At 66.4% G+C, this 11140-nt stretch carries 10 protein-coding genes; 6 read left to right on the forward strand and 4 right to left on the reverse strand.

The window, feature by feature from the left end; translation table 11 throughout:
* Positions 1-21 precede the first annotated feature (21 nt).
* From ACFQ50_RS08275 to ACFQ50_RS08285, 3 genes are read right to left on the reverse strand one after another with little or no spacing between them, the layout of a single operon-like run.
* Entirely contained in the window at positions 22-1248 is a 1227-nt protein-coding gene (locus ACFQ50_RS08275) for an MFS transporter (RefSeq protein ID WP_377995040.1), read from the reverse strand.
* A gap of 44 nt (positions 1249-1292) precedes the next feature.
* Positions 1293-1736: a MarR family winged helix-turn-helix transcriptional regulator gene (locus tag ACFQ50_RS08280; RefSeq protein ID WP_377995041.1), complete on the reverse strand. Its 444-nt coding sequence runs from the start codon at positions 1734-1736 to the stop codon at positions 1293-1295.
* A 33-nt stretch (positions 1737-1769) separates the two neighbouring features.
* On the reverse strand, positions 1770-2798 hold the full coding sequence (locus ACFQ50_RS08285) for a LacI family DNA-binding transcriptional regulator (RefSeq protein WP_377995042.1): 1029 nt from the start codon (positions 2796-2798) through the stop codon (positions 1770-1772).
* A 207-nt stretch (positions 2799-3005) separates the two neighbouring features.
* On the opposite strand from ACFQ50_RS08285, the gene ACFQ50_RS08290 reads away from it, so the two are divergent.
* From ACFQ50_RS08290 to ACFQ50_RS08305, 4 genes are all read left to right on the forward strand, one after another.
* A complete protein-coding gene (locus ACFQ50_RS08290; protein WP_377995043.1) occupies positions 3006-4325 on the forward strand; it encodes an ABC transporter substrate-binding protein in 1320 nt (439 codons plus the stop codon).
* 64 nt (positions 4326-4389) lie between these two features.
* Positions 4390-5319: a carbohydrate ABC transporter permease gene (locus ACFQ50_RS08295; protein ID WP_377995044.1), complete on the forward strand. Its 930-nt coding sequence runs from the start codon at positions 4390-4392 to the stop codon at positions 5317-5319.
* Positions 5316-6146, forward strand: a complete 831-nt coding sequence (locus ACFQ50_RS08300) for a carbohydrate ABC transporter permease (protein ID WP_377995045.1) — start codon at positions 5316-5318, stop codon at positions 6144-6146. The genes ACFQ50_RS08295 and ACFQ50_RS08300 overlap by 4 nt, the downstream gene beginning before the upstream one ends.
* Before the next feature lie 96 nt (positions 6147-6242).
* Positions 6243-8825: a family 78 glycoside hydrolase catalytic domain gene (locus ACFQ50_RS08305; RefSeq protein ID WP_377995046.1), complete on the forward strand. Its 2583-nt coding sequence runs from the start codon at positions 6243-6245 to the stop codon at positions 8823-8825.
* Positions 8826-8852: 27 nt separating this feature from the next.
* Here ACFQ50_RS08305 and ACFQ50_RS08310 read toward each other — a convergent pair whose 3' ends face one another.
* Positions 8853-9236, reverse strand: coding sequence for a winged helix-turn-helix transcriptional regulator (locus ACFQ50_RS08310; RefSeq protein WP_377995047.1), 384 nt, complete (start codon positions 9234-9236; stop codon positions 8853-8855).
* Positions 9237-9332: 96 nt separating this feature from the next.
* Between ACFQ50_RS08310 and ACFQ50_RS08315 the strand changes: the two genes are divergently transcribed.
* Both ACFQ50_RS08315 and ACFQ50_RS08320 read left to right on the forward strand, forming a co-directional pair.
* Positions 9333-10205, forward strand: coding sequence for an SDR family oxidoreductase (locus ACFQ50_RS08315; protein WP_377995048.1), 873 nt, complete (start codon positions 9333-9335; stop codon positions 10203-10205).
* A 210-nt stretch (positions 10206-10415) separates the two neighbouring features.
* On the forward strand, positions 10416-11140 hold a 725-nt coding region (locus ACFQ50_RS08320; RefSeq protein WP_377995054.1), incomplete at its 3' end, for an IS256 family transposase.

The raw sequence follows: 11140 nt of genomic DNA on the forward strand, positions 1-11140 counted from the left end.
TCCCGAGAGCGTCGGTGCGGCTCAGACCACGTGCGGTTCGTGGGCGGCGAGGTAGCGCCGCCCACCGGCCACCACGGCCATGGCGACAACCATGGCCGCCGCGCCGGCGAAGAACGGCACCTGCGGCCCGAAGTGCTCGCCTAACTGCGCCGCGGCAAAGGGCGCCAGGGCGCCGCCCATCCAGCGCACGAAGTTGTACCCCGCCGAGGCCACCGGGCGCGGCGAATCCGAGACGCCCATGGCGAGTTCGGTGTAAATGGTGTTGTTGATGCCCAGCAGCGCCCCGGAGACCACCACGAGCGTAACGACGGCGGGCACGGAATGGCCCGCGGCCAGCCCGAGGCCGGCAAGGTCCAGCATCAGCAGGAACAGAGTCCCGAGGAGCACTTTCGTGGCACCGAAGCGGTTCTGCAGCGGCGGGGCCACGAAGACCGAAAATACGGCGACGGCGACGCCCCAGCCAAAGAACACCCCGCCGATGCCGTAGGCGTCCATGCCAAGGATGAACGGGGTAAAGGCGAGCACGGTGAAAAAGCCGTAGTTGTAGAACAGGCCGCTGGCCGCCGTCGTCCGCAGTCCCTTGTTGCCCAGGGCGCGCAGCGGATCGGCCAGGCTTACCTTACGGGCGGGCAACGGGGTCTTCGGGAGCAGCGCGGTGAGCGCAATGAAAGCCGCCGCCATCAGCGCGGCCGTACCGAAGAACGGTGCCCGCCACTGCCAGCCGCCGAGGAGGGCGCCGAGGAGCGGCCCCAGTGAAATGCCCAGGCCCAGGGCGGCCTCGTAGAGAATGATCGCCGTGCCCGCGCCGCCGCTGGCCACACCGACAATGACGGCGAGCGCGGTGGCCACGAAGAGTGCGTTGCCGAGCCCCCATCCCGCCCGGAAACCGACCAGTTCACCGACGCTGCCGGACAGGCCGGAGAGGGAGGAAAACACCACGATCACGGCCAGCCCGGCCAGCAGGGTGCGCTTGCCGCCGATCCGCGACGAGATGAAGCCGGTGAGGAGCATGGCCACGGCTGTGATCAGAAAATAGCTGGTGAACAGCAGTGAAACCTGGCTGGGGCTGGCGTCCAGGTTCTTGGCGATGGCCGGCAGGATGGGGTCCACCAGGCCAATGCCCATGAACGCGAACACTGCCGCCAGCGCCGTGGCCCAGACCGCCTTGGGCTGTTTGAGGAATGAGGCCTTCTCTGCCTCGAGGGTGGATTGTGGTGCCGGCAGGGTGTCTGCGAGCTGGCCGTCCATGGAGGGAACTCCTAAGTGTCGCTGAATCAGTGTGGGTTCGCTTGTCAGTTTTGAAGCGTGCTGTTGATCTTTTCGATGACCGGGAGGGCGGCCGCGAGGGCACGCCTGTCGTCATCGGTGAGGGATTCGAGAATGCCGGCCATGACGGCGTTCCGCCGCCGGTTGGCGGATTCGACGGCGTCGCGGCCTTCCGCGGTCAGCACGACGCGGACCGCACGGGAATCGTCCGGATCCGCTTCCCGGCGGACGAGTCCTGCCCGCTCGAGCTTGATGATCTGTTCGGTGGCGCTGGGCACCTTGACGCCCAGGTTCCTGGCGATCTCGCCCACCCGGACGCCGTCGTCGAGCAGCATTTTGAGGGTGCCCAGCTGGGCGGCGCTGAGTTCACCGTCCGCATCGAGGCGGCGGACCAGGTACACGCTGTGCCGCAGTGCCTCGCGGAAGTCCTGGGCAAGCTCCTGCAGCTCCGGGGCGTTCTTTGATTCCATACTTAGGTATCCTAATAGTTAGGATACCTAATATCAAGAGGCGGGGATGGGCCCGGTGGTGCGCCGGACGACGAGGCTCGGCGCCACGACCGTCGAAACCGCCTCCCGCCGGCCTTGAATGCGCTCCACGAGCAGTCTGGCCGCCAGCGAGCCCATTTCGACGCCGGACTGGTCCACGCTGGTGAGGGCCACCTGCGGCAGCGACGCAGAGAAGACGTTGTCGTAGCCCACCACGGAGAACTCCTCGGGCACCTTGACGCCCGCCTCATAGAGTCCGGTGAGTACGCCGAGGGCGGCCATGTCGGTGCCGGCATGCACGGCCGTCGGCGGGTGCGGCCGCTGCAGCATCAGCTCCGCCGCGTGCTGCCCGCCGGCCTGGTGCCATCGGCCTTCGATGACGTCGATTTCACCGCCCAGCCCATTGCGGACCATCGCGTCGATGTATCCCTGGGCGCGCACCACCTGCGGCATGCCGTCCTCATTGTTCTCCCGGCCGACGTGCTTCAGATGCGAAATGCGGCGGTGGCCGAGCGCCGCGAGATGGTCCACGATCAGGGCACTGCCCGCCACGTCATCACTGGCCACCGTGTCATAGGATCCCCCCGGGCCGTGGCGGCCAAGAACGACCATGGGCGTGGTGCGGCCTATTTCTTCGAGATCCTCCGCCGTGCCGAAGGGCGCGATGAGCAGGAGCCCGTCCATTTTCCGGTCAAGCATGGCCTCGATCATCTGCCTCTGCTGGCTGAGTCCGCGGCTCGCTTCACCGATGAACACCTGATACCCGCTGACCTCAGCCTCGGCCCGGATGCCCTCAATCAGCACCGACATGAAGGTGTTCTGCAGGTCCACCACGAACACGCCCAAGGTAAAGCTGCTGCCGCGCATGCCGCGGGCCAGCGCGGACGGCCGGTAGCCCAGAGCCGCCATCGAGGCATCGACGCGGGCTTTCATTGTCTCGCTGACGCCATACGCCCCGCGGAGCACCTTCGAGACCGCCGCCCTTGAGACTCCGGCATGCAGGGCAACATCGCTGATGGTTGCCCGCTTGACCTGCTCGGACATGAATCCCCCTCCGGTGCGCACCTGCCCCTTTTTAAGAAATTGTAGACTGATCTACACAAATCCCTTGCCCTCGCCTGTGACATGCCTTACAGTGATTTTGGACGTAGACCGATCTACACAAATAACCGCCCCGCTGGCCGCATGCACGTGGAACATTTCTTGAAACGTTCCACACCAGGTAGGCCCGGGCTTTACGAGGAGGTAAAGATGACCACATCGAGCAGGCGGCCCTGGGCGTCCCTGGCCGTAGGCGTGACTGCACTCGCCGTGGCACTGACAGGCTGCGCAGGGGGAAGCAGCAGCGCCGGTGGCGGGGAATCCAAGACCATCACGTGGCTGGTCGACAACACGGAAAACACCGTCACTTACGCGGAGCAGATTGCCAAGGACTTCAACGCTGCGAACCCGAATATCAAGGTCGAGGTCGAGACGCGCCCCCAGGGCGGGGAGGGCGACAACATCGTCAAGACCCGTCTCTCCACCGGGGACATGTCAGATGTTTTCTCGTACAACTCCGGTTCGCTCTTCCACCAGATCAGCCCGGAGCAGAACCTGGTGCCCGTGACCAGCGAGCCCTACATGGCCAACGTCTCCGATTCCTTCAAGCCCGTGGTGACCGCGGGCAAGGAGGTCTACGGCGTGCCGGTGGGCACCGGCAACGCCGGCGCAGTGCTCTACAACAAGAAGGTCTACGAGAAGCTTGGCCTGTCCGTGCCCAAGACGTGGGCCGAGTTCATGGCCAACAGCCGGAAGATCAAGGACGCCGGCATCGCCCCGATCATCCAGACCTACCAGACCACCTGGACCTCCCAGCTGTTCGTCCTGGGCGACTTCGCCAATGTTGCCAAGGCGGATCCGAATTTCGCCGCCGATTACACGGCGAACAAGGCCAAGTACGCCACCGATGCCGCAGCCATCAAGGGCTTCGAGCACCAGGAAGAGGCGGCGAAGGCCGGCCTGTTCAACGACGACTTCGCTTCCGCCACCTACGCCCAGGGCCTGGAAAAGCTGGCCAACGGCGAGGGCGCGCAGTACCCGATCCTGAGCTTCGCGCTGCCGGAGATCAAGGTGACCTTCCCGGACAAGCTCAACGACATCGGCCTCTTCCCGCTTCCCGGCGAGGATGCCGCCAAGAACGCCCTCACCGTCTGGCTACCGGGCGGCGTCTACATCCCGAAGTCCACGAAGAACCTTGAGGAGGCCAAGAAGCTCCAGGCCTTCATCGCCAGCAAAGCCGGCTGCGACTCCCAGACCAAGGCCGTCGGAGCCAACGGCCCCTACCTCGTCAAGGGCTGCGATCTCCCCTCGGACGTTCCCGCGGCAGTGAAGGACATGCTCCCCTACTTCGAGGACTCGTCCAGAAACAGCCCCGCCCTGGAGTACCTCTCCCCGGTCAAGGGCCCCGCCCTGGAGCAGATCACCGTTGAGGTGGGCTCCGGAATCCGCTCCGCCAAGGACGCGGCCGCCCTCTACGACGAGGACGTCAATAAGCAGGCCACGCAGCTCACCCTGCCGGGTTGGAACTAACCTCAACACCCACTCCGCCGTCCGGGCCGCGCGCCGGCCCGGACGGCACCGACGGAGACACACCATGACAATCAAGACAGTTGCCCCCGCGCCTGCCACCGTTGCGCGGCGGGCCGAGCACCAGCCCCGCCGCCGCAAGGGCAAGTCCCCGTACCCGTACTGGTTCTATCTTCCGGCCGCGGTGGTCTACACCGCACTGTTCCTGGTCCCGACCTTCGCGTCCTTCTTCTTCAGCTTCACCCGCTGGACCCTCACCGACTTCACGTTCATAGGCCTTGACAACTTCGTCCAGTTCTTCCAGGAGCCCGCGCTTCTGAAGGGCCTGACCAACACGTTCATCTACGGCGCGGTGACCTCCACCCTCAAAGTGGTCCTGGGCATGCTCCTGGCTGTACTGCTGACCTCGCAGATCATCGCCCGCGGCTACCTCAGGTCGGTCATCTTCTTCCCCGTCCTGCTGAGCAGCATCGGCGTGGGCATCGTCTTCACGGTGCTGATGGACCCGTCCAAAGGCATGATTAACCAGGCCCTGGCCGCCGTCGGGATCGAAGGGCCGGCCTGGCTTGTCGACCCTGCATGGGCCCTGCTGTCCGTCGCCCTGGTCGACGTCTGGAAGGGTGTGGGCCTCGCCACCGTCATCTACATCGCGGGCATCGTGTCCATTCCGCAGGAGTACTTCGAAGCGGCCAAGATGGACGGCGCCAGCTCCGCCAAGAGCTTCTTCAACATCACCCTTCCCCTGGCCCGCCCGGCCACGGCGACCGTCATCATCCTCTCCCTCATCGGCGGGCTCCGGTCCTTCGACCTCATCTGGGCCATGACCAAGGGCGGCCCCGGCTTCACCTCCGACGTGATCGCCTCGGTCATCTTCAAGCAGTACCAGGCCGGCTTCTACGGCCTCTCCACAGCCGGCAACGTTGTGCTGTTCCTGATCGTCACCGCGATCATCCTGCCACTGTCCATGTTCCTGAACCGCAAGGAGGTCGAACAGTGACCACCGCATTCAAGCGCTACGGCCTGGGCGTCCTGGCCATCGCCGTCACCGTCGTCCTCTTCATCGTCCCGCTGGCGTTCATGGCACTCACCGCCGTGAAGGACCGCCGCGAGGCCGCCAAGCTGAACTTCGCCTGGCCCACCACCTTCAACTTTGTCGAGAACTTCCAGGACGTCCTCTCCGCGCGCAAGTTCATGCTCGTGACCGCCTTCATCAACAGCACCATCCTGACCGTTGCCAGCGTGACCATCCTGGTGATCCTGGCCGCCATGGTCGCCTGGATCCTGCAGCGCCGCCGCTCCCGCTGGAACGGCGTGGCGAACTTCCTCATCCTCTCCGGCCTGATCATCCCGCCCGCCGTGGTGCCCACCATCTGGGTGCTGCAAAGCATGGGGCTATTCAAGACGCTCCCCGGCCTGATCCTGATCGAGGTGGCCTTCGGCCTCTCCTTCTGCGTGATGCTCTTCCGCGCCTTCATCGCCAGCATCCCGAAGGAACTGGACGAGGCAGCGGTGATCGACGGCTGCGGCCCGGTCCGGCTGTTCTTCCGGGTCATCTTCCCGCTGCTGCGCTCCGTCATCGTCACCGTGATCGTGGTCCAGTCGGTGCACATCTTCAACGACTTTCAGAATCCGCTGTACTTCCTCCCGGGAGACGCCAACGCCACGGTGCAGCTGACCCTGTTCAACTTCCAGAGCCAGTTCACCACCAGCTACAACCTGCTGTTCATGAACATCCTCCTCATCACCGTCCCGCCGTTCGTGATGTACCTGTTCTTCAACCGCCAGATCGTCGCCGGCATGACCGCGGGCGCCGTCAAGGGCTGACCGGCAGCCCGCCGGCCCGGGCCGCCGGCTTCGGCCGCCCACCACCGGATCACACACCAGCATTCGCCGTCAAAGGCATCAAAGGAGAGCATGCGCATGTCCACCACCGTCCGACCGGTGACCTTCGAACACCTTCCAACAGCCCTCGGCATCGGCACAGGCACCCCGCGCTTGTCGTGGAAAACGAGCGCAGCGCCCGGCTGGACCCAGACCGCATACCAGCTCGCCGTCACCACCGCCGAGGGCAGCTGGCTGAGCGAACGGCTGGACTCCGCGGAGTCGGTGCTGCTTCCCTGGCCGGCAGCTCCGCTGGAATCCGGCGAGCGCGCCGAGGTGAGCGTGCGGGTCTGGGGCGAAGCGGACCAGGAGCCCAGCGACTGGAGCCCGGCCGCCGCCGTCGAACCCGGACTGCTGTCCGCCACGGACTGGATTGCCCAGCCGGTCGCCCCGGCCTGGCCCGAGGACCCGGATTCGGACCGGCGGCCGCCGCTGCTGCGGAGGTCCTTCGCGCTGCACCGTCCGGTGGTTTCCGCGCGGCTCTACGCCACAGCCCACGGGCTGTATGAAATGGAGATCAACGGCGTTCGGGTTGGCACCGACGCCTTCTCGCCCGGGTGGACCGTCTACGGGCAGCGGCTGCGGTACTACACCTATGACGTGACGGACCATCTCCAGCAGGGCGAGAACGCCCTGGGTGCCTGGCTGGCCGACGGCTGGTACCGTGGCCGGATCGGCTTCAACGGCGGCCACCGCAACCTGTACGGCGACAAGGTCGCCGTCCTTGCCCAGCTCCACGTGACGCACGACGACGGTTCCGTCACCGTGCTTGGCACGGACAGTGAGTGGAAAGCCTCCTTCGGCCCCATCCGGTTCACCGGCCTCTATGAGGGTGAAACGTACGACGCCCGCGAGCTGCCGGAAGCCTGGAACCGCCCGGGCTTCGACGACGCGGACTGGCAACCCGTCGTCGTCGTTCCCCGCGACCCGGCCACCCTCGTGGCACCGGAGGGGCCGCCGGTGCGGTGCACCGGCGAAATCCGCCCGGTGAGTGTCACCGAGTCGCCGTCGGGGAAGCTGGTGCTGGACTTCGGCCAGAACCTCGTGGGCCGGCTCCGCATCACCGTGCGCGGCGAGGCCGGAACAACTCTCACGCTGCGGCACGCCGAGGTCCTCCAGAACGGTGAGATCTACACCCGCCCGCTGCGGCTGGCCGACGCCACAGACCGCTACACGCTCGCGGGAGAAGCTGAGGAAACCTGGGAGCCGCGCTTCACCCTGCACGGCTTCCGCTACGCCGAGGTCAGCGGGTGGACCGGAGGGAACCCGGCCGAGAACATCGTGGCCAGGGTGTATCACACGGACATGGAGCGGACCGGCTGGTTTGAGAGCTCTGATCCTGAACTGAACCGGCTGCACGAGAACGTGCTGTGGAGCATGAAGGGCAACTTCGTGGACATCCCCACCGACTGCCCGCAGCGGGACGAACGGCTGGGATGGACCGGCGACATCCAGGTCTTCACGCCCACCGCGACCTTCCTCTATGACTGCTCCGGCATGCTGTCCTCCTGGCTGAAGGACGTCGCGGCCGAGCAGCTGCCCGACGGAACGGTCCCCTGGTATGTGCCAGTGATCCCGGGCGGCAACTACTGGACCCCAATCCGCCCCGGGGCGGTCTGGGGCGACGCCGCCGTCCTCACCCCCTGGAACCTGTACGAACGGTTCAACGACCCGAAGATCCTCGCTGACCAGTACGCGAGCGCCAAGGCCTGGGTGGATCTCCTGGACAGCCTGGCCGGGGACACGCATCTCTGGAACACGAGCTTCCAGCTCGGCGACTGGCTGGACCCCAGCGCGCCCCCGGAGGATCCCACCCAGGCAATGACGGATCCGAACATCGTGGCCACCGCGTACTTCGCATGGTCTGCCCTGCACCTTGCCAAGGCGGCCGGCGTCCTGGGCAAGGCCGACGACGAACTCCACTACCTGGAGCTTTCACGCGCCGTCGCCAGGGCCTTCGCCAACGAATACATCGGCCCCGACGGTCGGATGGCCAGCGATGCCCAGACGGCCTACGCCCTCGCCATCGTCTTCGGGCTGTTTCCGGATGACGAGCTGCAGCGGGCTGCCGGGCAGCGGCTGGCCAGCCTGGTCCGGGCCGCGGGCAACCGCATCGCCACCGGCTTCGCCGGCACTCCTGTAATTACCGATGCGCTCACCGTCACCGGGTCACTGGACGCCGCCTATGACCTGCTGCTGGAGAAGGAATGCCCGTCGTGGCTGTATGCCGTGAACCAGGGCGGTACCACCATCTGGGAACGGTGGGATTCCATGCTCCCGGACGGAACGGTCAACCCCGGGGAGATGACGTCCTTCAACCACTACGCACTGGGCGCGGTGGCCGACTGGATGCACCGCACGGTAGCGGGCCTCGCACCGCTGGAACCGGGCTACCGCCGCATCCTGTTCCGGCCCCAGCCGGGCGGCGGGCTCACCTTCGCGAGCGCCAGCCACGAGACGCCGTACGGGCGGGCGTCGATTGAGTGGCACAGCAACGACGGCGTTTACAGCGTGACACTTGAGGTTCCCACCGGCAGCACGGCACGCGTTGAGCTGCCGGGACGGGAACCGCACGACGTCGGGTCCGGCACCTTCGAATACACCGTGGCCCACACCGGCTAGGGCCCCGGGGCTTAGGAGCCCCGCGGCTTAGGAGCCCGCCGGGCGGTTCACGATCGCCTCCGCGTGTTCGGCAACCCAGGCGACCAGGGGCAGCATCAGGGCAGTCAGTTCCTCCCCGCGGCCGGTCAGGCTGTAGTCCACGCGGGGAGGAATGACGGGCTGGGCGTCGCGGCGGACGAACCCGTCGGCTTCGAGGGTCTTCAGTGTCTGGGCGAGCATCTTCTCGCTGATGCCCTCGGCCCGGCGGCGTAGTTCGCTCCAGCGCTGGGGACCCTCGGACAGGGAAACCAGCAGCAGCACGCCCCACTTGCTGGTGACGTGGTCCAGCACGGTCCTGCTGGGGCATCCCGCCGGGAAGATGCCGTCGGCGAAGGGAAATGCGGCGGCCTTGGCTGGGGTACTAACCTTCATGACAGTACCTTACCTGAAAGTGCGTACTCTCTTTTGGGAAGCATTACGGAATGAACGGGGTTGGCACCCATGACAGTCACCTCAGAAAGGACCATCATGACCATCGTCATCACCGGAGCCACCGGCCAGCTCGGCCGGCTCGTCGTCGAAGCCCTCCTTGAAAGCGGCCTGCCCGCGGGGCGGATCGTGGCCGCAGGCCGGACCGTGCACAGGATCGCCGACCTCGGCAAGCGCGGCGTCCAGGTCCGCAGCATCGATTACAGCCAGCCGGAGTCGCTGCGGCAGGCCTTCGCCGGCGCGGACAAGGTCCTGCTGGTTTCGGGCAGCGAGGTGGGCCAGCGCGTCGAGCAGCACCGGAACGCGATCAACGCAGCCAAGGAAGCCGGCGTCGGCCTGATCGGCTACACGAGCATCGCCAATGCGGACACCACCGCCATGCAGCTGGCCGCCGAGCACCTGGCCACCGAAGAGATCCTCCGGGACTCCGGCGTCCCGTTCGCCCTGCTCCGCAACGGCTGGTACCTGGAGAACTACACCGGCCAGCTCCCGGTTCAGGTCCAGCACGGCGCCGTATTCGGCAGTGCGGGGGACGGCCGCGTCAGCGCCGCGGCCCGTGCCGACTATGCCGCGGCGGCAGCGGCCGTGCTGCTCCGGGACGACCAGGCCGGCAAGGTCTACGAGCTGGGCGGCGACCACGCCTTCACCCTCAGTGAGCTGGCGGGCGAAGTCAGCGCGGCGTCCGGCAAGCCGGTCACGTACACGAATCTGCCCGCGGAGAAGTACACCCAGGTGCTCGTGGAGGCCGGGCTGCCGGAACCCTACGCAGCCATCCTTGCGGACAGCGACCTCGGCATCGCCCGCGGCGATCTCCTGGTTACCAGTGGCGACCTCAGCGCCCTGCTCGGCCGCCCCACCACCCCACTGCGCGAGGCCGTCCAGGCGGCCGCCGTGAGCCTCCAGGCCGGCTAGCCACAACGCTTCCTCACCTCCCGCAGGTTTCCAGGCAACGCTTCCTCACCTCCCGCAGGTTTCCAGGCAACGCTTCCTCACCTCCCGCAGGTTTCCAGGCAACGCTTCCTCACCTGACGCAGGCAGGTCTCGGCCTGTGGGACTGTAAATTTGTCGGTGTAACTCCTGAGGAAAAAGGAGAGCTCCGTGACGGATGTGACGGCCGCTGCGATTGATGCGGTGGATGAGGAACTGGTTCGGCAGCTGACGGAGCGTGCCCGGGCTGAGGGGCTGCAGTTGACCGGTGAGGGCGGTCTGCTGCAGAAGCTGACGAAGCTGGTGATGGAGTCCGCGCTGGAGGGCGAACTGGACGACCATCTCGGTTATGGCAAGCACGATCCTGCTGGGCGCGACGGCGGCAACTCCCGTAACGGCCGGCGGTCCAAGACGGTGCTGACCGAGGCCGGGCCGGTGGAAATCTCCGTGCCCAGGGACCGGGACGCGTCGTTCGAACCGCGGATCGTGGCTAAGCGGCAGCGCCGGCTGAGCGGGGTGGACGACCTGGTGCTGTCCCTGTCGGCCAAGGGCCTGACACATGGCGAGATCGCGGCGCACCTGGCCGAGGTTTATGGCGCCGAGGTGTCCAAGCAGACCATCTCCACGATTACTGACCGGGTGCTGGAGGGGATGGGCGAGTGGCAGAACCGCCCGCTTGACCCGGTGTATCCGGTGATCTTCATCGATTGCGTGAACGTGAAGATCCGCGACGGCCAGGTCGCGAACCGGCCGATCTACGTCGCCTTGGCCGTCACGGTGGACGGCACCCGGGACATCCTGGGACTGTGGGCCGGCGAGCACGGGGATGGCGAGGGCGCGAAGTACTGGCTGCGGGTGCTGACGGAGATCAAGAACCGGGGCGTGGCGGACTGCTGCATCGTGGTCTGCGACGGTCTCAA

The organism is Arthrobacter sp. NPDC056493, assembly GCF_042795115.1.
Lineage (GTDB): Bacteria > Actinomycetota > Actinomycetes > Actinomycetales > Micrococcaceae > Arthrobacter.

Excerpts from the sequence above, each read along its gene's own strand:
- ACFQ50_RS08280 (WP_377995041.1), bottom strand. The coding sequence starts at position 1,736 with ATGGAATCAAAGAACGCCCCGGAGCTGCAGGAGCTTGCCCAGGACTTC.
- ACFQ50_RS08305 (WP_377995046.1), top strand. The coding sequence starts at position 6,243 with ATGTCCACCACCGTCCGACCGGTGACCTTCGAACACCTTCCAACAGCC.
- ACFQ50_RS08285 (WP_377995042.1), bottom strand. The coding sequence starts at position 2,798 with ATGTCCGAGCAGGTCAAGCGGGCAACCATCAGCGATGTTGCCCTGCAT.
- ACFQ50_RS08275 (WP_377995040.1), bottom strand. The coding sequence starts at position 1,248 with ATGGACGGCCAGCTCGCAGACACCCTGCCGGCACCACAATCCACCCTC.
- ACFQ50_RS08310 (WP_377995047.1), bottom strand. The coding sequence starts at position 9,236 with ATGAAGGTTAGTACCCCAGCCAAGGCCGCCGCATTTCCCTTCGCCGAC.
- ACFQ50_RS08315 (WP_377995048.1), top strand. The coding sequence starts at position 9,333 with ATGACCATCGTCATCACCGGAGCCACCGGCCAGCTCGGCCGGCTCGTC.
- ACFQ50_RS08290 (WP_377995043.1), top strand. The coding sequence starts at position 3,006 with ATGACCACATCGAGCAGGCGGCCCTGGGCGTCCCTGGCCGTAGGCGTG.
- ACFQ50_RS08295 (WP_377995044.1), top strand. The coding sequence starts at position 4,390 with ATGACAATCAAGACAGTTGCCCCCGCGCCTGCCACCGTTGCGCGGCGG.